This window comes from Frankia sp. CpI1-P, from assembly GCF_001421075.1.
Classification (GTDB): domain Bacteria; phylum Actinomycetota; class Actinomycetes; order Frankiales; family Frankiaceae; genus Frankia; species Frankia torreyi.
On sequence record NZ_LJJX01000061.1, the window covers coordinates 1 to 23,463 of the forward strand.

A 23,463-nucleotide genomic window follows, 5' to 3' on the forward strand; every position below is an offset into this window, starting at 1 on the left:
AGTTTCGGTGCGGGGAACTACTCGATGTGTGGGCGGGCGTATTCGCCGCGGTTTCTGTGGATGTGGCCGAACGCGCGGATCTCGGTGATGGGTGGGGAGCAGGCCGCGGCGGTGCTCGCCACCGTCCGCCGGGATCAGGTCGCGGCGGCGGGCGCCGACTGGAGCGACGCGGACGAGGCCGCGTTCCGCGGGCCCATCCTGGACCGTTACGCGGAGCAGGGCAGCCCCTACTACTCGACGGCCCGGCTCTGGGACGACGGGGTCATCGACCCGGCCGATACCCGTATGGTGCTGGGCCTGGGGCTGTCGGTGGCCGCGAACGCCCCGATGGAACCGGTCCGCTACGGCGTGTTCCGGATGTGAACGGGTAGGCGAGGACGCGGTCGGCCGGTGGCGAGGGGAGTACAGACGTGAGGATCAAGGGTGTCAGCCGCTGACCCGTCGACCTGGAACCATCCGGGAGCCGTCGCGACCGGTCCGGCCCCCGCGCAGCGCCGCACCGGACCGGGCCTGTCCAGCCGGGGCGCCGGGCTGCCGGGTCTGGCGTTCTCGTCCGTGCTCGTCGCCAACCGCGGCGAGATCGCCGTCCGGATCATCCGCACCCTGCGTGATCTCGGCATCCGCTCGATCGCCGTCTACTCCGACGCGGACGCCGGCGCCCGCCACGTCCGCGAGGCCGACGTCGCGGTGCGCCTGGGGCCCACGCCGGCCCGGGAGAGCTACCTGGACATCGACGCGATCGTCGAGGCTGCGCAGATCTGCGGGGCCCAGGCCGTCCATCCCGGCTACGGCTTTCTCGCCGAGAACGCCGCCTTCGTCCGGGCCTGCGAGGCCGCCGGGCTGTTCTTCATCGGACCGTCGGTCGCCGCTGTCGAGGTGATGGGCGACAAGATCGTCGCGCGGCGGACCGTCGCCGAGGTCGGCGTGGCCGTGGTGCCGGGGCGGTCGTCGCCCGCAATGAGTGACGCTGCCCTCACGGAGGCCGCGGGCCAGCTCGGCTACCCGGTCCTGGTCAAGCCGTCGGCCGGCGGCGGCGGCAAGGGCATGCGGGTCGTGCGCGCACCGGGGGAGATGGCCGCCGCCCTTGCCTCGGCCCGCCGAGAGGCCGCCGCCGCCTTCGGTGACGACACCCTGTTCGTGGAGCGGTTCATCGTCCGTCCCCGCCATGTCGAGGTGCAGGTCCTCGCCGACACGCACGGCACCGTGCTGCATCTGGGGGAACGCGAGTGCAGCCTGCAGCGGCGCCACCAGAAGATCATCGAGGAGGCGCCCTCGCCGCTGCTCGACGCGCGTACCCGGGAACGGCTCGGTGCCGCGGCGGTCGCGGTGGCCGGCGCCGTCGGCTACGTCGGAGCCGGCACGGTCGAGTTCATCCTGTCCGCCGACGCGCCCGACGAGTTCTACTTCATGGAGATGAACACCCGCCTGCAGGTGGAGCACGCGGTAACCGAACTGGTCACCGGGGTGGATCTGGTCGCCGAGCAGATCCGGATCGCGGCCGGCGAGCCGCTGCGCTTCGGCCAGGCCGACGTCCGCCTCACCGGCCACGCCGTGGAGGCCCGCGTCTACGCGGAGGACCCCGCGCGCGGCTTCCTGCCGACCGGCGGGCAGGTCCTCGCCTTCCGCGAGCCCGCGGGGCCCGCCATCCGCGTCGACGCCGGCATCGCCGCCGGTGACACCGTCGGCACCGCCTACGATCCGATGCTCGCCAAGATCGTTGCCTGGGGGCCCGACCGGCCGGCCGCGATCGCCCGGCTCGACGCCGCGCTCGCCGCCACCGTGCTGCTCGGCGTGACCACCAACATCGGCTTCCTGCGCGCGCTGCTCGGTCATCCTGACGTCGTCGCCGGCCGGCTCGACACCGGTCTGGTCGAACGCGACCTCGCCGCGCTCACCGCCGACGAGCTGCCCGGCGAGGCCATCCTCGGCTATGCCCTGGCCCGGCTGCTCGCGCTGCAGCCGGTCGGCCCGCTCGTCGACCCCTGGGACATCCCCTCCGGTTGGCGTCCCGGTGAGCCCGCGTGGCTGAGCTGGGACGTGCTCATTCCGGGCGGCGGCTCCGACTCGGGGGGCGGGTCCGGCCCGGGCGGCGGGTCCGGCCCGGTAGGGGGCGCCACTCCTGACTACCGCTCCGGCGACGTCCTGGCGGGCGGCGGTTCCGTCGATGGTGGCTCCGCCGGGCGCGATGCCGCCGGGAGTACCGCCGCCGGTCTTGGCCCCGCCGCCGGGGAGACCGCCGGGAGGGGATCGCCCGGTGGCGATCTGGTCGGCATCGGCGGCATCGGCACCGACGGCACCGGCGGCACCGGCGGCACCGGCGTCGACGGCGCCGCGCCGCGACCCGACGCAGGCCCGGTGCCAGGCGGATCCGGGCTGGCCGCCCCGGTGGGGGAGGGCGATCCGGCGGTGTCGACGCCGGCAGGCGGCGCCGCGCTCGGGCCGCGGGCGGCGACCGTGCGGGTCAGCGCCCGCGGCACGCCGGCCGCCGCGCGGGTCCGCCTCGCCGACGGGCCACCGGTCGCCGCGTCGGTCCGCCAGATCGGCGACGATCTGCTGGTCACGATCGGCTCGGTCACCACCCGGTGGGCGTTCGCATGGGCGGCCACCGAGGGCGAGCACGACCCGGCGAAGCCCCCGCGCTCTGCGCCGGCAGCGGCCGGGGGCCGCCGCTCGATCGCAGCCACGGGCGGATCGTCCCCCGCCGGCGAGCTGCTCTGGCTGGGGCGGGAGGGGCGGGCCTGGGAGTTGGCCGAAGCGGTTCCCGTGGCCGGAGCGGAGGTGGCCTCGGCCACGGGCGGCCAGGCGCGCAGCCCGATGCCCGGCACGGTGATCGCCGTCCTCGTCGAGCCGGGTATGTCCGTCACCGACGGGCAGTCGCTGGTCGTCGTCGAGGCGATGAAGATGGAGCATCCCGTCTCGGCGCCGGCCGCCGGCGTCGTCGCCAAGGTGCTGGTCCGCCCCGGCGACCTCGTGGCCCTCGACCAGGTTCTGGCGGTCGTCTCGCCGTCGCCGGATTCCCCCGACCCGACCATCGCGGTTCCCTGACCGCCGGGGTTGGGCGGAAGCGTGGCGCGGTTGCGTAGCCACGAGGAGGTGTGCGGGGGAGCGGAGCCACGTGGGTTCTTCTGAGGCGTTGCACTAGCTTGCCCGGCGCCCGGTATCTCCGTCACCGTTGCGCAGAGCCGTCATCNGGTCGACGAGCGTCGCGCGGGCCTCATCCTCACCGAGCCCGACGAGGTCCACCGATGCGACGAGGCCCAGCCAGTCCGGCGGATCGCAGGGCTCGACCCGGATGGTGACCAGCCGGCCGCCGCGGGCCGCGGTCGCCGCCGGAAAGGCCTCCTGCCACTCGGCGCTGCCCTGCAGCTCGCGCAGATAGGCGGGGGAGAGCACGACGAGCGTCCGCGGCACCTGGGCGACCGCGTCCGCCAGGGAGATGGCCGTCTGCGGTCCGACGGATTCGTCGGCGCCGTCGGGGCTGCCGTGGTCGTCAAGATCATGGTCGTCAAGATCATGGTCGTCGGGGTTGTGATCGGGGTACGGCAGGACTCGCCAGCCGGCTGCCTCGAGATGCCAGCCGATCCAGTCCGCCCACACGGCATCGGCCCGGGCATGGAAGAGAAGCAGGTCGACCGCGGAGCCGTTCACTGCGGAGCCGTTCACCGAGGGGCCGTTCACCGAGGGGCCGTTGACACGCGCGCCGCCCGCGATGCCGTCCACGCTTCGTGGGGATGCTCGGAACCCGCCGGTTGTGCCGCCCGCGGGCCTGCCGTTCGCGCTGTCGGCGACCGGAGGATCGGGGGATGGCGGGCCGGCTCCGTCCGCATCGGCCCGCAGCAAGCCGTGCTGCTCGCGGTCGCCGTTCTCCGGGGCGGGCTGCGCCTGGCCCTGCTGGTCGAGTTCGTGCTGGTCGAGGCCCTGCTGGTCGAGGAAGGCGGCGGCGGCGTTCGCGGCGAGGCGCAGGAACCAGCCTCGGTCCTCCTCGCGGGTCGACGCCCGGCCGAGGCAGGTCAGGGCGCAGGCCAGCAGCGACAGCGGTACCTGGTCGCGCCACTGCTCGACCAGGTCGGCCGCGCGTGCCCACTCCTGCCCGGCGGAGCGGACCTGGTCGATGAACAGCCACAGCCACTGGGGCAGGAGTGCCCCGTCGAGGTCCGGGTCGAGCAGCACGTCGATCGTGGCGGTGCGCTGGGCCGGAGAGAGCTCGACCAGCGTCCGGGCGAGGACGTGTAGCACGAGGTGGGTGGGATCGCGGGTGAGCACGGCGTCGGNGGCGTAGCGCGACAGGTCGATGAGCTGGAAGGCCGCGCTCGCGTCGCGCAGATCGGTCGGGATGAGGATGTTCTCGACGTGCAGGTCCCCGTGGGCGCGCCCGACGAACGTGGGCAGCCGCACGCCGGCGGTCCGGCGGGCGTCCAGGACCAGCGCGAACGGGTTGGGCAGGGGATGGTCCTCCTCCTCGACGGTGATGGTGCGCCCGGGATGCGCGGCGGCGAGGCGGTGCAGGCGGCTGCCGGGGGCGAGTCGGTCGCCGAGCTGGCGGCCGAGGATGGCCGGCACGTCCATCGAGGGCAACCGGGTCCGCCCCGCCCATTCGCCGAGCACGGATCCGACGACTGCGGTGCTGACGTCGGCGAAGGCGGCGGCGTTGGCGGCCGGTCGGGGGAAGGTGGGCTGCGGGCCCCGGAGGTGGTCCGGCCCCGCCCCGCGGGCCGGGCGGGGCGGATGCAGGACGGCGTCCAGCAGCGTGTGCAGGGTGATCGGGTCGCGCAGGCTGCCGCCGGCCACCCGCTGGAAGACGAACCAGCGTCCGTCGCCGACCGGGATGGGCTGGTGGACGGGCTTGGTGAGGTGCTGCCGGGCGAAGTCCCGGGACTCGGTCAACGCCCGCCGGTGGCGGGCGAACTCGCCGGGTTGGGGATCCTCCGCGGTGCCCGGCGCCTGGTCCAGCTTCATGATCAACTGGCGGGCGCCCTCGTGCGGGTCGTCCGACAGGACGGCGGCGACCCGTGCGGTGGACCGACCGCCGGTGAGCCAGCGGACGAGCCGAAAGGTGGTTTCGGTCTGGGCGCACCACTGGCGCAGCGCGGTCATGGCGGCGTCGTCCAGCTCGGTCTGCAGCGGCTCGTCCAGCCAACGAGAGGACACCATGACTCCTGGGAACACGTGTTCGCGGATTGCGGGATTGCTTCCTGGTGACGCGCCGAGAATACCGCCCGGAATCCCGGTTGCCGCCCGGCGATCGGTGACCTGACTGTTTCGACGCTAATCGCGGACTTGGCCGCTGGCCGTTGTTTCGGTGACAGGTGACAGCGGTGGAAGCCTGGCGTGACGGCGGGGCGACCGCTCGTGCGGTCGCGGCTCGCTTTCCTACCCGCCGTCTACGACGCGTCCGCGGTCGGACGGGACGGTTACCGCCGATCCCTTCCCCGCCGGCCGTCCCCCCGAACTGCCGTTCGCAACATCGGACCATCGCGTACGACGTTGTACGGATTTGCCGTCCGGGTCTTTCCGGTTAGTCCGGCACGCGGTTATCTGGGAGCCGCCGAAGGGTCGCTGCCGCCGCAGCCGCATGATCTGTACCTCCGCGGCACCGGAGGTGGCTGGTCGACGGCCGCACCCTCGGTTCGTCGCCGGAGCGGACCTGCCATCGGGGGGAGGCCCGCTCCGGCGGTCGGCGGGTATCCGCGCGCCGTTGCCGCGGGCCTTCCATCGCGACGTCCGGCCGGGGCATTGCCGCGATGCCCGTAGTTTCCTTCAGCCGCACCCCCGAACCCGACGGACGGTCGGCGGCGCGCATCGTAGCAGTCATCTTACTGCAATACGGCTTGCCCTGCCGCCGCTTCCGGTCAGGCATACACCGGGTGTCACGGCGCGTACTCGCCGCTGTCTGTACGACCTTGTACGGCGATGCGCGACCGCCTTTTATCGGTGTCTCGCATGGGTTTTTCTCAACAGGCTGCGATCGCCCGTGAGCGCAGTGCTCGGGGGACGCGAGAAACGGTCGTGAGGTCGGATGGGAAGCCGTGCCGCCGGACATCCGGCGGGCCGGACGGGGACGGCGCGGCGGCACCGGACCGCGGTCCGCCGCCTGGTCGACGTGTGGGCGCTGACCCGGCCGGGAACCGCGCTCGCGGACGCCGTCCCGTTCGCCGCCGGCGGCCTCGCGGCGGCGGATCCCCGGGTCGGTGCGGTGCTGCTGCTCGTCCTCGCCGGGGTGCTGGTGTCGGTGTTCGGCCGCCTGCTCGACGCCGTCGCCGGGCTCGACGCCGACCGGATCAACCCGGTGCGCCGGGACAGCCCCCTCGTCCAGGGCCGGCTCGCGCCTGGCTGGGTCGCGGGATGGGCGGCGCTGGCCGGGGCGGCGGTGGTGGGCGGCGGCTGGCTGTGGGCGGCCTCCCTCCCCGCCCGGATCGGCTTCGTGGCGGTCATCGGCCTACGGGCCTGGCTGGCCCTGTCCCGATGGCGGGTGGGGGGCGGCCCATCGCTGCGCCGCCTGCTGGCCGCGGCCACGCTCGCCGGCGGGCTGCCGCTGGGCGTCGCCGCCACCGGGGGCGACGTGGGCGTGGGTGCGGGCGTACTCACCGCCGGATTCGGCCTCGCGACGATCGTCGCCGGCTGGACGGTCGCCGACCTGCGTGATCTGCCGACCGACCGGGTCTGCGGGCGACGGACGCCGGCGCTGGCCACCGGCGTGCACCTGCGCCGGCCCCGCGGTTTCGTCCTCCCGCGGCGGTACGTCGCGATCGTGCTCACCGCGCAGGTCGGGATCGTCGCCGTCGTGTCCGTGGCGAGCGGGCTCGCCCTCACCGCCGACGCAGACGGCGCCGCCACGCTGCCGGCCGTGCCCCGAGGGCCCGCTGCGGTCGCCCCGGTGACGCCTGGGCCGCCCGGCGGCCACGTCTCCCTGGCCGGACGGGGGCTTGCCGCGGCCGCGGCCGTCCTCGCCGCGCTGGTCGCCACCGCCGGGCTGATCCGGCTGGTCCGGTCGGGTGCCCCAGGCCTCGATCCGATCCGGTCACCCCGCCCCCGCGGCGGCGGCTTCGTCCTGGCGAACCTGCTCGCCTGCCAGTTGGCGAGCGTCGCCTGGCTGCTGACCGAGCCGGCCGGGCTGCCGCTGTGGGCCCTGCTGCCCGCCCTCGGCGGTTGGGCGGTGGGCCTGCCGCTGCGGCTGCTGGCCGAGCGGGACGGCGTCGGGTTTGCCTCGGTGCGAGCGGTCGGCGCCCCCGGGCTTCCGGCGCTGCCCGCCGGCTCGACCGCGAACGGGTCCGCTCCGGGCGGGTCGCGTCAGGACGACGGCGAGCGGCCGACGAGCCGCTGAAGCCGCTGAAGCCGCCGCGTGGTCCCGTGCTCCGGGCCCAGCACCCGCAGGCTGCGCCGGTACGCGTCCGCCACGTCGGCGCGCAGCGCGGCGAGCCGGCCGAGCTCCTGCTCGATCTCGCCGTGCAGGCCGATCGCCGCCAGCGTGCGGGGATGATCGGGGCCGAGGACGCGGCGGCAGACCGCTACCAGCTCGGCGGCTGTCCCAGCGGCTCGGGCGTGCTCGCCGCGGCGGTGGTCGAGCCGGGCCAGGTGGTAGCGGGTCACCAGGGTCGCGGGATGCTCGGGCCCGAGGGTGTCGACCCGGTCGGTCCAGACGGCGCTCAGCAGGTGTTCCGCCGCGGTCCACTGCTGCTGCTCGACGAGCAGGTCGGCGACGTTGTTGCGGGTGGTGAGGGTGTCGCGGTGACGGTGGCCGAGGACCCGTTCCCGGCTGGTCAGCGTCCGCGTGAGCCACGCGAGCGCCTCGGGGTGGCGGCCCGACTCGCGCAGGGTGCGGCCCAGGTAGTGCTGGGTCGTCAGGGTGTCGGGATGGTCCGCGCCGAGGACCCGGGCCCGGTCGTCGAGGACGGCCCGCAGCCCCTCCTCCGCGTCGCCGGNCCGGCCCTGCGCGGCGCGCACCCGGTACAGGTCATGGGCGGCGGACAGCACGTCGGCGTGATCGTCGCCGAACAGCCGCCGGCCGGTGTCCAGCACCGTTTCGTACCCCGCGGCGGCCTCGGTGAGACGTCCGGTCGCGCGCAGGAAGCGGGCGGCGAGCGTCGCGGGAACCAGCAGCTCCGGCGGCAACCGCCCCTCGGTCAGCGCCGGCAACCCCCACTGGCGCCGGGCGCGCAGCATCGCCAGGCCCGCGTCCGCGTGCCCGGCCAGCATCGTCCAGGCCGGCCAGGTCTCGGGGTCGCGCGGGTCGAGCCGGCGGGCGGCGTGGACCAGCAGGGCGGTGATCGTCTCCAGGTAGTCCTCGACCCGGCCGGAGACGTGCGCGGCCCGACCGAAGCTGTCCCGCACCAGCGGATGCAGCCAGATCCGGTGCGCAGCGCCCGCGTCGCCGGGCGCCGTCGCCGTCGCCGGCATGGGCGCGTCGGCCGGGGCGGCGGGGTTGGTCGGGTCGGCTGAACTGGTCGGGTCGAGGGTGTACTCGATCAGCCCGTGGCCGGCGAGGGCCCGGACCAGCCCCCACAGCTCGGTCGCCGGCAGGTCGCTGAACAGGGGCGAGGCGGTGAGCACCTCGGCGTCGAGGAGCACGTCGACGGGGATCGGATCGCCGCCGAGGCAGGCGAGCAGGGTCAGCAGCGGTTGGGCCCGGACCTGCCCGCGCAGGGCGAGCAGGTTCAGCGAGAGCTCCCAGGTCGGTCCGACGAGCTCGCGTTCCCGGCGGCGTTCGGGCACGTCCGCCGGCGGGTGGGCGTCCGCAGGGGTGTCCGGGGGCTGCGGGCGGGTGCGCGGTGCCGCGGATCGTGGGTCCGCGGCCGCGAAGTCCGGCAGCAGCGACCAGGGCCCACTGGTGCGCAGGAACTGTTCGTACGCCGGGTAGGTCCGGGGGATGACCGAGCCGCCGAAGCCCGGCGGCATCCGCCGCGCCTCGGCGAGGAACTGGCCGGCCAGCGAGAGCGCCAGTGGCAGGCCGCCGAGGCGGCGGCCGAGGCTCTGCGCGGCCTGGGCGGACCCCGGGCCGTCACCCGCCAGGTCCAGCAGTGCCCGGCCGGCGTCGCGGTCGGTGAGGGGAGTCAGCCGGTGTAGGCGTATCCAGGGCGGGGGTCGGCCCCCGGCCGAGCCGAGCGACCAGGCCGCGCCGTCGCGGGTGGTCACTACGACCATCCCCCGCGTTCCGGTGACCGGGCGCAGCCAACCGGTGCCGTCGAGCACGTTGCCCGTGGACGGACCCAGGTCGTCGGCGGGATCGTCGGCGTTGTCGACGACCAGGAGCCACGGCTGGTCGAGGGCGCCGAGCAGGCGCCAGACCAGGTCGGGCAGGCTTGCCCGGCGCAGTTGATGATGGGTGGCGCCGAGCTCGACGGCGAGCGCCCCCATCGCCGCGGGCACCGCGCCGGGACGGGTGGCACTGATCCACCAGGTCCGCACGCCGCGATCGAGCGCGGTCGCGGCGAGGGCGAGAGCCACGGTGCTCTTGCCGATCCCGCCGAGCCCGTGCAGCACGTGCACCCGGCCGCGGACCCGCGTGCCATTGCCCCGCCGGCCCGGCCCGACCGGCTCACCTGACCCACCTGACCCACCTGACCCACCTGGCCCGGCCGGCCTTGCCGGGCCGCTCCCGGCGGTATCGCCGACGGCGGTGGGGAGCAGTCCGGTCAGCAGGGTGATCATCTCACCGCGGCCACGCACGGCCGGCAACCGATCCAGCCGAGCCACGGGGGGCGCGACCGTCAGGGCCGCCACGTTCTCGTCGCCGCGGACCCGGTCGACGGGCGCCCGCGGGGGACCGCCGGAGCCGCGCCGCCGGCTGGCGACGGCGCCGGGACCCCACCCGCCACCAGCGGCGCCCTGCTCGGCGGCGCCCCGCTCTGAGGCGCCCCGCTCTGAGGCGCCCCGCTCTGAGGCGCCGGAGCCCCGGCGGGTGCGCCGGATCCGGCTCCAGGTCTCGACCCAGCGGCGCAGCTCGGCGGGGTCGGTGACCCCGCAGGCGCGCAGCATGTTCTCGACGAGGTTCGCCGGCTTCAGCCCCGGCAGGTGCGATCCGCCGAAGTAGCCGCCGACCGTGCTGGCCGGGACGTTCACCTTCCGGGCGACGTCGCGCACGCTGAGCCCCGCCCGCTCCCGGACGACCGTCAGTACACGGCCGAAATCCGTGCAGGTGGTGACGGCGGCCAGGTCGATCTCGTCAGACACGCGCGTACCTCGGGCAGGGCGGTGAGCGGGGCGGACTGTGATTCCGTGCGCCAATCTTGCCGTGGTCGGCGGATGGCGAACAGACCGCCGGGCCCTCGAACACGCCCGGCGATCGTCAGGGACGTAAACCGTGGTCGGACGCCCCGCCGGTTCAGTCGCGTGGCAGCGGGACGACGTCCGCGAGGATCTCGTGACGGTGCCAGCGCCGCCGCGGTGCCGGGCTGTCGTGCACCACCAGCAACGAGGACGGATCGCCGGGCAGCAGCGCGATGCCCTCCGGGTGGTCGTCGCCGGTCCCGACCGGCAGTTCCAGCACCCGCTCGATCGTCTCGTCGGTGACGACGACGCTCGTGCGCGCGTGCGCCGCGCCCCGCCAGCGATAGATCCGCACCGGCCCGTCGAGATCCATCGTCGGGCCCGCGAGCAGCAGCAGATCGTCGCCGTGGGCGAGGATGTCCCGCACGCCGAGCCCGTCGAGGTCGAGGAAGTGCTTGCGGTACAGAGGACCGCCGTCGCCGCTGTCACTGTCGCCGATCGGGGCGAGCAGCAGATCCTGGCCGTCGCCCTCGGTGAGGCGCAGCTCGAGCACCACCGCCCAGCCACGCAGCACCGGGCCGCGCAGCCCCAGGTAGATCCGTTCGCCGACGACCGCGAGCCCTTCGATGTCCAGGCCGTTGTCCTTGCTCGGGATCTTCAGGAACAGGCCGAGGTGCTCGTCGTCCTTGAGCGCCCGCGTCAGCCGGTTCTGCTTGGACAGGCCCAGCGCGGCGGCGGTCAGCTTCGCCCCGCCCGGCGAGGCNGACGCCGAGGCGCTGGGGACGAGAGTCGGCGCCCCGTCGATCTCCACTACCGGGATGCGGCCGAGCAGGTAACGGTTGGCGTTGCTGCTCACCTTGGCCAGTCGGGCCAGCGCCTGCTCGGTGGCGTGGTGCGGCCTGACCCGCTTGCGGGTCCGGGCGTGCGAACCGACGAACCAGAGGTAGTCGCCGTGCCGGTCGAGGCCCTCGATGTCGATCTCGAGCTGGCTGCCGTCCGGTTCCGGNGGTTCCGGCAGCGGGAGGAAGTCCGCGACCGAGAAACTGACATGGTCGACGAAGCCGTCTCCGGTCGGCGACAGCGCCGTCCGCTCGATGGTGATCGTCTCGTCGCCGGCGAGCCAGAGGTGGCGCCCGTCCCCCTTGAGGGTGGACAGCGACTCCGCGATGTCGATCACCCCGGCGTCGTCGGTGAAACGGATCGGAATCGTCCTCGCCGTCATCGTTCCCTCGCTGCTGATCTCCACGGGCGCCACGCGACGCCGTGGGGGAGCGTAGTGCGGATCCGCGCCACACCGCCNCCGCTGTCGAGCAGCTGATATGCGACGAACACCGCAGGTCGGATCGGACCGGCCCGCCGTGTGTCAGCCGACGCCCGACGGCCGCCCGCCCGGGGCGCGCAGGAGATCGTCGATGTGCCCGGCGGTGACGTGGACGGCCGTGCCGGCGGAGCCGACCGCACAGCCGGCGACGAGGACGGCGCGCCGGGCCGCCGCGTCGGGATCGCCGGTGGCGAGCCAGTAGTGCAGGAAGCCGGCACACAGGGCGTCCCCTGCGCCGGTGGTGTCGAGCACGCCATGCGGGGCCAGGGCGGGCAGGCGGCGCGGCGGACGGTCCCGGACGGCGAGCAGGCAGCCGTCGCCGCCCATCCCGAGCAGCACGATCCGGGCCGGGTAGCGGCTCAGCAGCGCGGCGGCGGTGTCGGCNGGGCTGGCCGTGAGGCGCTCGGCGGAGCAGAACACGATGGTCGCCGCCGCCAACCAGGGCCGGCTGTAGGCGTCGCTCGCGTCTTCGATGGTCTGCACGTCGACGGCGATCGGCACGCCGGCGGCCTGGGCAACGGGGATCAGGTCGCGGACGAAGCCGGCGGTTGTCAGCACGGCGAGACGCGCCCCCGCGAGCAGGTCACGGAACACCGACGGCGGATAGCGGGCCGTGGCGAGGTCGGCGAGGTCGGTGTGGACCTGCCGGGTCCCGTGCGGATCGACCAGGACGGCGGACATCGCGCTGTTCGTCGTCGGCAGCACCCCGGCGCCCCGGCCGCCCGACTCGTCCTCGCCGAGCAGGCCGAGACGCCGCAGCTCGGCCCGGATCACCATCCCGGCCGGATCGTCCCCGACCAGGGTGGCCAGGGTCGCCTGCGTGCCGAGCGCAGCCAGCGTCCGGGCGACGTTCAGCCCGACCCCGGAGGCCGCCAGCCGCAGCCGCCCCGTCGCATACCGGACCGGCGCGTAGGCGACGGGAAACCCGTCCACCGGTACCGTCTGCTGCACGTTCACCACCCCGGCGACCACGACATCAGGCATGTGCAAGGAGACCTTTCGAGGCGACGTCCTGCGGTGGCGTCAGGTCGGGCGGGCGTAGCGGGCGGGGCTGGTGGCGAGCATGCGGCGAAAGTGCCTGGTCAGGTGGGCCTGATCGTAGAAGCCGGCGAGCGTGGCGACCTCGGCCGGGCGGTGACCGGCGAGCAGCAGGCGGCGGGCCAGGTCCACTCGGCGGCCGGTGAGGTAGCGGTGGGGCGGCAGGCCGAACTCCTGGTGGAAGGCGCGGATCAGGTGCGTCGGATGGGCGCCGAGCAGCTCCGCGGCGGCGGCCAGCGTGATGCCCTCGGCGATCCGGCTGTCGAGGAGGTCGCGGAGCGCATGGGCAACGGTCGGGTCCCGGCGGGGCGGTGGCGCACCGTCACGGCGAGCGGGGAACCTGCTGCGGCGGCCCAGGTGGGCGCGTAGTCGTTCGCCGACGAGGGTGAGGCCACTCTGGGCCGCGAGGTCCTCGCCGGGAGTGAGCAGGAGGTCGTGTAGCCGGCCGATGCGCCGGCGCAGCGTGGGATCGGCCAGCGTCGGGGTGTCGACCGCCGTGCCGATCAGCTCGTCGCCGAGGAGGTCCCGGTCGAGGTAGAGGACCCGCTTGCGGAATCCCCCGGGCCGGGCGGAGCGGCCGTCGTGCGGGACGTCCGGTGGCAGCAGCGTCACCTGCGAGCGCAACGTGCCGTGCTCGTGGCGGTCCAGACCGAAGCGGACCGCGCCGGTGTCGACGATGAGCAGCGTCCACGAATCATGGGTGTGCGGTGGGTAGACGTGCGAGATGAACCGGGCGTGGAACACCTCGCGGACACCCGCCACCGCCGGCCGCCAGGCGGCGACCGTCTGACCTTCACCGACCCTGCCCGCCGCGGCGACGTCCGCCCCGGGCCTGTGCGCCTCGGCCACGTCAGGAACGTACAAGACCGTCATGCCGACCGCCGCCGAGACTCGGCGGTGTGGATACTGACCTTCGCCACGACCTCCCCACCGCCGGCGACGGGTCGTCGCAGCCCGCCCCGGTGCGCTTCACCACCAAGATCGCCGTGCTGTTGCGCGACGACCTGCTGGACTGGCAGCGGCTNAACGTCACGGCGTTCCTCGTCAGCGGGATCGCGGCGACCAACCCGGAGCTGGTCGGCGAGCCCTACGCCGACGCGGACGGCCACGGGTACCTGCCCATGTTCCGCCAACCGGTGCTCGTGTTCGCCGGCTCGCACCAGACGCTGGCCTCGTCGTTCGCCCGCGCCGGCGGTCGGGGCCTGGCCATGTCGATCTTCACGTCGGACCTGTTCGCCACCGGCAACGACCGCGACAACCGGGCCGCCGTCCGGGCCGTGCNACGTGACGACCTCGACCTGGTCGGCCTCGCCCTGCACGGCCCGCNCAACGCCGTCGACAAGGCGCTCAAGGGCGCCCGCATGCACCCCTGACCGGGGCCCTCCTCAACAGCCGGCGGCGCTCATGAGGTTCCGGCGACGTCCGGGGGGTCGGCGGCGAGGTAGTTCTCGGCCCGCGCCGTGGGCGTGGGCGTGGGACGGTGCTAGGCGGGGACATCGACGCGTTGGTTGCGCCGGACCATGTCGACGATCNGGGTGACGGGGCCGACGACGAGCAGCTCGTCTCCCGGCCGCAGGCGGGTGTGGCGGCCGGGTCGGTAGTCCGGCTCGCCGGCGCAGGCTCCGTCGCCGGGTCGGCTTCCGCTGGTGGTGGTGACGGCGGTGGTGGTGACGGTGGTGGCGGCGGTGGCGGTGGCGACGGCAGTGGTGACGGCGAGGACGCGGGTTCCGGTGGACAGCTCGCGCAGGGTGGGGCCGACGAGCGCCCCGCCGGCGTTGACGGTCATCCGGGCGACGAGGAAGGGGGTGCGCTCCACGTAGAAGGTGCTCAGCACGTCGTAGCCCAGCGCGGCCCCGACGAAGTACGGGGTGGCCAGCGCCGAGGCGCTGCGGGCGGTGTGGATGCCGAACCGGCGTTCGACCTCGTCGGCCATCGTCGTGTCGAAGATCCGCAGGACGACGCGCAGGTCGGGCTCGTGTGGCTGGGCGCCGGGCGGGCGGGTGCGGCCGTAGGAACGCCCGCCGGCGCGGCGCGCCGTCTCCCGGGCGGCGCGGGCGCCGCGCAGCTCGTCGTGCGCCTCCCGGGCGGACAGCACCGTCTCCAGGTTCGCCACCCCGTCGCTGGTCAGCGCGGTGATCGTGGTCGCGTGGGCGAGACCGGCCTCCAGCAGGGTGGACCGCACCGTCGCATCCCCGATGATCACTGGCACCCCGCGCTCGCGGGCCACGGGCAGGTACCGGTTGTTCTCGTCCCGCTCGATCACCACCACCTGGCGGCCGGTGCGGACCAGGCCGTCCATCGTCGCGACCCCGACCGAGCCCAGGCCGGACAGGATGACGTGCCCGCGCACCGCCCCCGCCCGGCCGCGGCCCAGCGCGCGTTCGAGCCGGCGGCTGATGATTACGTTCGTGATGAAGGCGTAGACCACCGCGATCGACAGTGCGCCGAACAGCATCAGCCCGATGCCGAAGATCTGCAGCCACTCGTCGGCCGCGCCGAAGTTGAAGTCGCCGTAGCCGACCGTGACCATCGTCTCGATGGTGAGGTAGAGCGCGTCGAGCGGCCCGAAGTCGGGTGGCGCGGCGTTGTTGTGGTCGGCGTAGGCCAGCGACAGCACGACCGTGCTGACGACCAGGATCGCCACGACGGCGGCGAGCGCGAGCCGGAAGGGCCGGTCGAGCTCCCCGCGGATCGTCGCGAGGAACTCCCGCAGCCGGGCGGCCGTGCCGCGCCGGGCCCGCGACCCGCTGCGGCGTTTGGCCGTGCCGTCGCCCAGGGCGGCGAACAGCCGCGCGTCGTGCAGGCCGGAGACGGCCATCCCGCGGTCGTGGAACTCGGCGAGGCGGCCGAGGACGGTCAGCCGGTCGCCGGGATGCAGCGGGGTGTCGCGCGGGGGGCAGACCTCGGCGTGGCGCGCGCCGGCGCGGCGTAGCGAGATCGGGGTGAGATCACCGTAGCGGGCCCGGAAGGCACCCCGCCCGGTGATCTCCTCCTCGATCACCGCGAACACCTCGGCGTCGGCGCGGGCGTCCATCGTGAAGGCGTGGGTGACGTCGGAGCGCACGCACGCCTCGACGAAGCTCGGCCCGGCGAGCTCGGCGAGGTTCAGCACCCGTACCTGGCTGAGCGCGTCCGCGAGCTGGTCGCCGAGCTGCGGGTTGTTGACGCTGACGACCAGCCGGACGCCGGGGGCGACGTCGGCGGCGAGCAGGGCCGTCTCGAGGTTGTCGAGGTCGGCCTCGTGGCAGATCACCACGGCGAGGGAGGCGGCGATGCCGGCCTCGCGCAGCACGTCGGCCGCGTGGGGACTCTCGACGAGAACCCGCACCCCGGACCGTTCCAGCCGGCGCTGCGCGGCGGCGGTGAGCTGGTCGTCGACCGCGACCACCGCCACGCCGGATGCCTGGAGCTGCTCGGCCAGGCCCAGCCCCAGGTTGCTCAGCCCGGCGACGATGACATGCCCTGACTCGCCGTCGCCCACCGGCCGACCGTGGCCGTCCGGCCGTCCCGCCGCAGCCGGCCGTCCCGCCGCAGCCGACTGCTTGGACCGTCCCGCCGCGTCCGGCCGGCCCGGCCCGTCGGACCGGCTCGGACCGTGGCCATCCGATCGGCCGGCGCGATCGGACCCCCCGGGAGCCGTCGGCATGCCTCCCCCTCCTCGGCCGGCACCGGGCCCAGACCGGATCCTGGCGACGGAATACCGCGCTGAACTGGGCTGATGCGGCGATGCGGCGGATCCGCGAGAGGCCAGTCTCGCACGCGGGCCCCGACCCTCAGGAGTTGATGTCGGCCGGGTAGGGGGCGAAGGTGCCCCGGTTTTCGTCGAGGGCGAGGCTACGGCCGATCTGCGGGAAGGCCCGTTGGGCGCAGCCGACCCGCTCGCAGACCTTACAGCCGATCCCGATCGGCACCGCGGCCGCCGGATCGTCCAGGTTGAGCCCGGTCGAATACACCAGTCGGCTGGCATGGCGCAGTTCGNAGCCGAGCCCGATGGCGAACGTCTTTCCGGGACGACCGAAACGGCCATAGCCCCGGCTGACCGTGCGGGCAATCCAGAAGTAACTGCGTCCGTCCGGCATGGTGGCGATCTGGGTGTGAATCTTTCCGGGGGCGGCGAGTGCCTCGTACACATTCCACAGCGGACAGGTTCCGCCGGCGCGGGAGAAATGAAATCCGGTGGCCGACTGGCGTTTCGACATGTTGCCCGCGCGATCCACCCGGATGAAGGAGAAGGGAACGCCCCGGGCCCGGGGGCGCTGGAGGGTGCTCAGTCGATGGCAGATCGTCTCGAAGCCCATGCCGAAATGCTCGGAGAGCCGTTCGATGTCGTAGCGGAACCGTTCGGACGTGGTGTGGAACACATTGTAGGGGAGGATGAGGGCGGCGGCGAAGTAGTTCGCCAGCCCGATCCGGGTCAGCGTCCGGGCCGGGGGGCCGCTGAGCATGCCCTCGTCGGTGAGCCGGGTGACCAGATCGTCGAACTCGGCGAAGGCGAGTTGCAGCGCCATGCGGAAGGCCCGCTGGCCGGGCCGCAGGTGGCTCGACAGGGTCAGCACCCGGGTCTGCGGGTCGAAGCGGTGCAGCACATCGACGTCGAGCTCGCGGTCGAGATCACGCCCGTCGTCACGCCCGTCGTCGCGCGAGCCCGCGAGGTCCGGGCCGGGCTCGCGGCTGTGCACGCGAATGCCGTGGTAAGCCAGCCGCTCGACCAGCACCGCGTGCACCCGGCCGCGGGTCAGGCCAATCTCGCCGGCGAGCCGCTCGGCGGCCTCGTCGAGCTCGCCGACGTAGTTCTGACGCTGGTAGAAGAAGTCCCGGACCTCCTCGTCCGGCATCGGCGCCGGCGCGGGCCCCGCCGGTTCCGGCCCGCGGGCGCCGGTGAGCGCGGCGAGGCGCTCGTTGGCCTGGCGGTAGCGGCGGTGCAGCGTGATCAGCGCATGGGCGGTCTGCGGGAGCTGCTCGGCGAGCTGGGCGGCGTCGGTGGCCGGCACCTTCAGGCCGATCGTGCCGTCGGAGAGGACCTCTTGGACCTCCGCGATCAGCCGGGTCACGTCGTGCGCGGCGAAGAAGCCGGCGTCGACGCCGAATGCCTCGGTGATGCGTAGCAGGACCGGGACGGTGAGNGGCCGGGAGTTGTGCTCGATCTGGTTGAGATAGCTGGGGGAGATGCCGAGCAGGCGCGCCAGCTCGACCTGGCTCATGGCCCGTTCCTCGCGCAGTTCCCGTAACCGGGTCCCGACAAAAGTCTTCTGCATCCGCTCCCTCTCTGTCGAGGAGGATAGTCGACTCGGTGCCAACGTGCCATTTGCAAAATTTGCAAAGTCGGCTGGGAAGATTCGCAGGACTTGGCTCGTTGGGCCGCTCGACCAGGCCGAATCGCTGTGACAGCTTCGAAGAGGAGGGTGATCCGCGCTATTCCGACTCCAGGGCAGGGAGAGATCGACATGGCCGAGACGAAGACGACGGCGACGACCACGGCGACGAACGGGGCGGCGAACGGGGCCGCGCGGGCGGCCGAGGAGCTGGCCGCGGGGTGGGCGACGGACCCGCNGTGGGCGGGCATCGAGCGCACCTACGGCGCCGCCGAAGTGATCAAGCTGCGCGGCAGTGTCCTGGAGGAGCACACGCTGGCGCGCCGCGGCGCGGAGAAGCTGTGGGGGCTCCTGCACGACACCGACTACGTGCACGCGCTCGGCGCGCTGACCGGCAACCAGGCCGTGCAGCAGGTCAAGGCCGGGCTCAAGGCCATCTACCTGTCCGGCTGGCAGGTCGCCGCGGACGCGAACCTGTCCGGCCAGACCTACCCGGACCAGAGCCTCTACCNGGCGAACTCGGTCCCGGCGGTGGTCCGCCGGATCAACAATGCGCTGCTGCGCGCCGACCAGATCACCTGGGCCGAGGGCGTCGCCGACGCCCCCGACTGGCTGGTGCCGATCGTCGCCGACGCCGAGGCCGGGTTCGGCGGCGTGCTCAACGCCTTCGAGTTGATGAGCGCGATGATCACGGCCGGCGCCGCCGGGGTGCACTGGGAGGACCAGCTCGCCTCGGAGAAGAAGTGCGGCCACCTCGGCGGCAAGGTGCTCATCCCGACCGGTCAGCACATCCGCACCCTCAACGCCGCGCGCCTGGCCGCCGACGTCGCCGACGTGCCCTCGGTGATCGTCGCCCGCACCGACGCGCAGGCCGCGACCCTCATCACCAGCGACGTCGACGAGCGCGACCTGCCCTTCGTCACCGGCGAGCGCACCGCCGAGGGCTTCTACCGGGTGCGCGACGGCGTCGAGCCGTGCATCGCCCGGGGTCTCGCCTACGCCCCCTACGCCGACCTGCTGTGGATGGAGACCTCCACCCCGGACCTGGAAATCGCCCNCCAGTTCGCCGAGGCGATCAAGACCCAGTTCCCGGACCAGATGCTCGCCTACAACTGCTCGCCGTCGTTCAACTGGCGGGCGCATCTCGACGACGCCACCATCGCGAAGTTCCAGCGCGAACTCGGCCACATGGGCTACAAGTTCCAGTTCATCACCCTGGCCGGATTCCACGCGCTGAACCACTCGATGTTCTCCCTCGCCCACGGCTACGCCCGCGAGGGCATGACCGCCTACGTCGACCTGCAGGAACGCGAGTTCGCCAGCGAGGCCGACGGTTACACCGCGACCCGCCACCAGCGCGAGGTCGGCACCGGCTACTTCGACCTGGTGAGCACCGCCATCAACCCGACGAGTGACACCGTCGCGCTGCGCGGCTCCACCGAAGAAGCCCAGTTCACCGCGACCGGCGTCGGCGCGGGGCACTGAGATGCCGGCACCGCGCGGCGGTCGGATCGAGGTCATCGGCGAGCCCGGTGAGCCTCGGGAGCGTTTCCGGGAAATCCTGACGCCGCAGGCGCTGGAATTCCTCATCGCGCTGGACACCACCTTCGCCGCGCGGTGGGCCGACCTGCTCGCCGCCCGGCGCGAGCGGCGCCTGCTGCTCGCCTCCGGGGCGGCCGGCCTGGACTTCCTGCCCGAGACGGCGGCCATCCGCGCCGACGAGTCGTGGCGGGTCGCGGGTGCGGCACCGGGCCTGGTCGACCGGCGGGTGGAGATCGCCGGGCCGACCGAGCGGACGGCGACGGTCACCGCGCTGAACTCCGGTGCCCGGGTGTGGCTGGCGGACTTCGCCGACGCCACCGTGCCGACCTGGTTCAACGTGATCGCGGGCCAGCTCAACCTGCTCGACGCGGTCGCGGGCCGGCTCGAGGTCACCACGCCGGCCGGCAGGCGCTACCGGGTCGGGCCGGACCCGGCGACGATCGTCGTGCGGCCGCGGGGTTGGCACCTGCGCGAACACCACCTGCTCATCGATGGCCGGCCGATGTCGGCGAGCCTGGTCGACTTCGGCCTGTACTTCTTCCACTGCGCCCGCCGCCAGCTCGACCGGGGCAGCGGACCGTACTTCTGCCTGCCGAAACTGGAAGGCCATCGCGAGGCCCGGCTGTGGAACGACGTGTTCGTGTTCGCCCAGCAGCGCCTCGGCCTCCCGCGGGGCACGATCCGGGCGACCGTGCTCATCGAGACGATTCCCGCGGCCTTCGAGATGGAGGAGATCCTCTACNAGCTGCGTGAGCACTGCGCCGGCCTGAACGCCGGACGCTGGGACTACGTGTTCAGCATCATCAAGATCTTCGGTGCCCGGGGGGAGGCGTTCGTGCTGCCGGACCGGGCCCAGGTGACGATGACGGTGCCGTTCCTGCGGGCCTACACCGCGCTGCTCGTGCGGACCTNCCACCGCCGCGGCGCGCACGCCATCGGGGGGATGGCGGCGTTCATCCCCAGCCGCGACCCCGAGGTCAACGCCCGCGCGCTCGACCAGGTCCGCCAGGACAAGCAGAGGGAGGCCGACGACGGCTTCGACGGCTCCTGGGTGGCCCATCCCGGGCTGGTGGCGGTATGCGAGGCGGTGTTCGACGCCCGCCTCGGCGCCGCGCCGCACCAGCTCGACCGGCTGCGGCCGGACGTGTCGGTGACCGCGGCCGACCTGCTCGACGTCGCCTCCGCCGCCGGCTTGGTCACCGAGGCCGGGTTGCGTAGCAACATCACGGTGGCGTTGCGTTACATCGACGCGTGGCTGCGCGGCACCGGCGCGGTGGCGATCTTCGACCTGATGGAGGACGCTGCCACCGCGGAGATCGCCCGCTGCCAGGTCTGGCAGTGGATCCACCACGGCACGCGGCTCGCCGACGGGCGCCCGGTCACCCGGGAACTCGCCGAACGGCTGCTCGCCGAGGAGCTGACCGTGCTGCGTGCCGAGCGTGGCGGCGCGCCGAACCGCCTCGACGAGGCCCGCGAGGTCTTCGTCGAGACGGCTCTGGGCGAGACGCTGCCCGAGTTCTTCACCACCGTCGCCTACACCGACTACCTGACGAAGCGGCCGAGGGCGCTCGCCAGGACCTGATCGGTACCTGCCCCGGGCATCCGCGTCCTGGGCACCCGCCCCGGGGCGGAGCCGGTTGTGGTGCGCTCTGTGCCTGCGGCTGAATGTGTCGCGGGTCACGGGTAAAGCCCGCCCCTCTCGTTGCAATAGACAGACCTGTCTGTCTATTCTTCTCTTCGGCGGTAGACAGACAGGTCTACTCGGTGGAGTGGGGAGCGGGTCATGGCGAGCAACGTGGGTGAAGGCGGCCGTCGGGGTGTGGCNCTGGTGACGGGCTCGACCGGGGGAATCGGCCGGGCGGCGGCCCGCGCCCTGGCCGCGGACGGGTACGCGGTGATCGTGCACGGCCGGGACGCCGATCGAGGCGCNGCGGCCGTGGCGGAGATCGAGCAGGCCGGCGGCGAGGCCCGCTTCCTCGCCGCGGACCTGGCCGACGCGGCGGCGGTCGAGCGCCTGGCGAAGGAGGCCGGCGAGGTCGACGTCCTGGTCAACAACGCCGGCGCGTCCTGGTTCGGGCCGAGCGCGCAGCTCGACACCGCGACCTTCGACGCCCTGTTCGCGGGCAACGTCCGTGCCGCCTACCAGCTCGTCGCCGCGCTCGCGCCCGGCATGGCCGAGCGCGGCACGGGCAGCATCATCAGCGTTGACAGCATGGCCGGCCGCGTCGGGCTGGCCGGCGGCGCGGCCTACGGCGCCACGAAGGCGGCGCTGACCGCGATGAGCCGCGCCTGGGCGGCCGAGTTCAGCCCGGCGGGCGTGCGGGTCAACACGATCGCCCCCGGCCCGGTGTACTCCGACGGCGCCCGGCCGGACTTCATCGCCCAGCTCGGCACCACCACCCTGCTCGGCCGCGCCGCGCAGGTCGACGAGATCGCCGGGGTCGTCGCCTTCCTGGCCTCGCCCGCGGCGAGCTACATCACGGGCGCGGTCATCCCGGTCGACGGTGGGCGCAGCGCCGTGTGAGGCACCAAGGCACCAAGCACCGAGGCACCGCGGCACCGCGGCACCGAGGCACCGGCACGGCGCCGCCTATCGTGGATGGACTGGTCTGTCTGGTCCGGCTGGTATGTGGAGGTGAGGCGGATGGCCGCCACCAGGACGCGACGCGCGGCGGCGGGAGGGGTGGACCACCGCTCGGCGCGGGAGCGGTTGCTCGCCGCCGCGGACGAGCTGTTCTACGCCGAGGGCGTCCAGACGGTCGGCATCGACCGGATCATCGAGCGGGCCGGGGTCGCGAAGGCGTCGCTGTACAACACCTTCGGCAGCAAGGAGGAGCTGGTCCGCGCCTACCTGGAAGGCCGGCACGCCGACACGACCGAGCGACTCCGGCGGGCGGTGGACCGCGCGCCGGACGCCCGGTCCCGCCTGCTGGCGATCTTCGAGGCGCAGGGGGAGCTGTTCGCCCAACCCGATTTCCATGGTTGTGCGTTCGTCTCCGCCAGCGCCGAGACGTCCCCCGGCAGCTCCGTGGAGCGTGCCGCCGACGACTACCGGGCCTGGATCCTCGCCCTGTTCACCGAGCTCGCCCAGCAGGCCGGCGCCGCCGACCCGGCCGCGCTGGGCCGCCAGCTCCAGCTCGTCTACGACGGTGCAGGCCTGACAGCCCGGATGGACCGCACCCCGCAGGCCGCCCGGACTGCCCGCGCGATGGCCGAGACCCTGCTCGACGCGGCGATCCCGGGAGTCTCGCCGGGGTCGGGCTCAGTCGCGCAGGACGGTCTTGGTGCGCATGAGGAACTCGCCGAGGTAGCCGTCGTGCGGAACGTCGGGGCGCATCCAGTAGGTGGGATGGTCGCCGATGTAGACGTTGCTGATCGTCGGATCGGCGATGAGCTGGTCGAGGAGGCGTTCGTCGTGGGTGAGGGCGGTGAGGACGAGGGAGTTGCGCAGCGGGCCGATCCCGTCGGCGGGCGCCCAGGGGGCGACCCATACGCAGGGGAAGCCGAGTTCGATGCCGGTCTGGGCCGCGTCGGCCCGGTTCACCTGGAACACCGCCGGGCGTAGCGCGACGCCGCCGCCGGCAACGGGGTCGGTGATCCCGGCGCCACCGAGGCGTGGCGTCGTACCTGCCGCGTGGTCGAGCAGGAAGCGTTCCAGCGCCGCGGCCTGCTCGGTCGGCTGGCAGGGCAGCACCGCCCGGTCGTCCTCGGGCGGCAGGGTCGGGATGGCGGCGAGCCGCTCGGCGAGCGCCGCCGCGAGGCCGCCGGGGTCTGAGTCGGTGAAGACCGCCGTCGCGTTGACGCAGGCGGTGCCGCCCTCGTCGCCGATGGAGTCGACCAGGGTGTCGAGATGGCGCTGCCAGTCCTCGCCGGCGAGCAGGATCTTCGACCGCCCGGGACCCTGCACGAGCACCGTGGGGTCCGCGCCGTACTTGGCGACCACGTCGTCCCCGCCGTAGACCATGGCCAGGTCGGCGGCTTTGATGATCTCGTCGGCGACGGCGTGGTCGGTGGGCAGGTACGCCACCTGGTCGGCGCCGAACCCGG

General features: G+C 73.8%; 8 protein-coding genes and 22 pseudogenes. 16 read left to right on the top strand and 14 right to left on the bottom strand.

The window, feature by feature from the left end:
* Window positions 1–363 (top strand): carboxyl transferase domain-containing protein (locus FF86_RS26700; protein WP_304438188.1); only part of this gene is annotated, 363 nt, incomplete at its 5' end.
* 147 nt (window positions 364–510) lie between these two features.
* A complete protein-coding gene (locus FF86_RS26705) occupies window positions 511–3,045 on the top strand; it encodes a biotin carboxylase N-terminal domain-containing protein (RefSeq protein ID WP_242419688.1) in 2,535 nt (844 codons plus the stop codon).
* 146 nt (window positions 3,046–3,191) lie between these two features.
* Here FF86_RS26705 and FF86_RS64415 read toward each other — a convergent pair.
* Window positions 3,192–4,263: pseudogene (locus FF86_RS64415) on the bottom strand (toll/interleukin-1 receptor domain-containing protein); the annotation flags it as partial.
* 1,753 nt (window positions 4,264–6,016) lie between these two features.
* Between FF86_RS64415 and FF86_RS26715 the strand changes: the two are divergent.
* Entirely contained in the window at window positions 6,017–7,321 is a 1,305-nt protein-coding gene (locus tag FF86_RS26715) for a UbiA family prenyltransferase (protein WP_055410115.1), read from the top strand.
* Here FF86_RS26715 and FF86_RS58390 read toward each other — a convergent pair.
* The 8 genes and pseudogenes from FF86_RS58390 to FF86_RS26735 form a co-directional block, all read right to left on the bottom strand.
* A partial coding sequence (locus FF86_RS58390) for a tetratricopeptide repeat protein (RefSeq protein WP_255355938.1) occupies window positions 7,288–7,919 on the bottom strand: 632 nt, incomplete at its 5' end. The two genes, FF86_RS26715 and FF86_RS58390, sit on opposite strands and share 34 nt — an antisense overlap.
* A gap of 1 nt (window position 7,920) precedes the next feature.
* Window positions 7,921–10,167, bottom strand: a pseudogene (locus FF86_RS26720) (helix-turn-helix domain-containing protein); the annotation flags it as partial.
* A gap of 151 nt (window positions 10,168–10,318) precedes the next feature.
* Window positions 10,319–10,966: DUF3616 domain-containing protein (locus FF86_RS58395; RefSeq protein ID WP_242419683.1), on the bottom strand; the 648-nt coding region annotated here is incomplete at its 5' end.
* 1 nt (window position 10,967) lies between these two features.
* Window positions 10,968–11,209: pseudogene (locus FF86_RS58400) on the bottom strand (DUF3616 domain-containing protein); the annotation flags it as partial.
* 1 nt (window position 11,210) lies between these two features.
* Window positions 11,211–11,425 (bottom strand): annotated as a pseudogene (locus FF86_RS58405) (DUF3616 domain-containing protein); the annotation flags it as partial.
* Window positions 11,426–11,566: 141 nt separating this feature from the next.
* On the bottom strand, window positions 11,567–11,908 hold a 342-nt coding region (locus FF86_RS58410; protein WP_242419684.1), incomplete at its 5' end, for a PfkB family carbohydrate kinase.
* 1 nt (window position 11,909) lies between these two features.
* Window positions 11,910–12,508 (bottom strand): annotated as a pseudogene (locus FF86_RS58415) (PfkB family carbohydrate kinase); the annotation flags it as partial.
* Window positions 12,509–12,547: 39 nt separating this feature from the next.
* Window positions 12,548–13,435, bottom strand: a complete 888-nt coding sequence (locus tag FF86_RS26735) for an AraC family transcriptional regulator (RefSeq protein WP_055870828.1) — start codon at window positions 13,433–13,435, stop codon at window positions 12,548–12,550.
* A gap of 26 nt (window positions 13,436–13,461) precedes the next feature.
* On the opposite strand from FF86_RS26735, the pseudogene FF86_RS68540 reads away from it, so the two are divergent.
* The 4 pseudogenes from FF86_RS68540 to FF86_RS63200 form a co-directional block, all read left to right on the top strand.
* A pseudogene (locus tag FF86_RS68540) lies at window positions 13,462–13,586 on the top strand (DUF2000 domain-containing protein); the annotation flags it as partial.
* A gap of 1 nt (window position 13,587) precedes the next feature.
* Window positions 13,588–13,843 (top strand): annotated as a pseudogene (locus FF86_RS58420) (DUF2000 family protein); the annotation flags it as partial.
* Window position 13,844: 1 nt separating this feature from the next.
* Window positions 13,845–13,888, top strand: a pseudogene (locus FF86_RS58425) (hypothetical protein); the annotation flags it as partial.
* A gap of 1 nt (window position 13,889) precedes the next feature.
* Window positions 13,890–13,935: pseudogene (locus FF86_RS63200) on the top strand (hypothetical protein); the annotation flags it as partial.
* A gap of 160 nt (window positions 13,936–14,095) precedes the next feature.
* Here the strand turns inward: FF86_RS63200 and FF86_RS26745 are convergent.
* From FF86_RS26745 to FF86_RS63205, 4 genes and pseudogenes are all read right to left on the bottom strand, one after another.
* Window positions 14,096–16,208 (bottom strand): annotated as a pseudogene (locus tag FF86_RS26745) (NAD-binding protein); the annotation flags it as partial.
* Between the two features lie 127 nt (window positions 16,209–16,335).
* A partial coding sequence (locus FF86_RS58430; RefSeq protein ID WP_242419685.1) for a short-chain fatty acyl-CoA regulator family protein occupies window positions 16,336–16,540 on the bottom strand: 205 nt, incomplete at its 5' end.
* Window position 16,541: 1 nt separating this feature from the next.
* Window positions 16,542–17,685, bottom strand: a pseudogene (locus tag FF86_RS58435) (short-chain fatty acyl-CoA regulator family protein); the annotation flags it as partial.
* Between the two features lies 1 nt (window position 17,686).
* A pseudogene (locus tag FF86_RS63205) lies at window positions 17,687–17,817 on the bottom strand (helix-turn-helix domain-containing protein); the annotation flags it as partial.
* Between the two features lie 296 nt (window positions 17,818–18,113).
* Between FF86_RS63205 and FF86_RS58445 the strand changes: the two are divergent.
* The 9 pseudogenes from FF86_RS58445 to FF86_RS68545 form a co-directional block, all read left to right on the top strand.
* Window positions 18,114–18,385, top strand: a pseudogene (locus tag FF86_RS58445) (isocitrate lyase); the annotation flags it as partial.
* Window position 18,386: 1 nt separating this feature from the next.
* Window positions 18,387–18,931, top strand: a pseudogene (locus FF86_RS58450) (isocitrate lyase/phosphoenolpyruvate mutase family protein); the annotation flags it as partial.
* Window position 18,932: 1 nt separating this feature from the next.
* Window positions 18,933–19,359, top strand: a pseudogene (locus FF86_RS58455) (isocitrate lyase); the annotation flags it as partial.
* A gap of 1 nt (window position 19,360) precedes the next feature.
* Window positions 19,361–20,158: pseudogene (locus FF86_RS58460) on the top strand (malate synthase A); the annotation flags it as partial.
* A gap of 1 nt (window position 20,159) precedes the next feature.
* Window positions 20,160–20,327: pseudogene (locus FF86_RS58465) on the top strand (malate synthase A); the annotation flags it as partial.
* A gap of 1 nt (window position 20,328) precedes the next feature.
* Window positions 20,329–20,998, top strand: a pseudogene (locus FF86_RS58470) (malate synthase A); the annotation flags it as partial.
* 243 nt (window positions 20,999–21,241) lie between these two features.
* A pseudogene (locus FF86_RS58475) lies at window positions 21,242–21,345 on the top strand (SDR family NAD(P)-dependent oxidoreductase); the annotation flags it as partial.
* Between the two features lies 1 nt (window position 21,346).
* Window positions 21,347–21,940 (top strand): annotated as a pseudogene (locus tag FF86_RS26765) (SDR family NAD(P)-dependent oxidoreductase); the annotation flags it as partial.
* A 120-nt stretch (window positions 21,941–22,060) separates the two neighbouring features.
* Window positions 22,061–22,654 (top strand): annotated as a pseudogene (locus FF86_RS68545) (TetR/AcrR family transcriptional regulator); the annotation flags it as partial.
* Window positions 22,655–22,678: 24 nt separating this feature from the next.
* Here FF86_RS68545 and FF86_RS58485 read toward each other — a convergent pair.
* Window positions 22,679–23,463: pseudogene (locus tag FF86_RS58485) on the bottom strand (aldehyde dehydrogenase); the annotation flags it as partial.

What these genes read in the sequence shown, in the direction of transcription:
- FF86_RS26735 (WP_055870828.1), bottom strand. Translation starts at nt 13,435, where the DNA reads ATGACGGTCTTGTACGTTCCTGACGTGGCCGAGGCGCACAGGCCCGGG.
- FF86_RS26715 (WP_055410115.1), top strand. Translation starts at nt 6,017, where the DNA reads ATGGGAAGCCGTGCCGCCGGACATCCGGCGGGCCGGACGGGGACGGCG.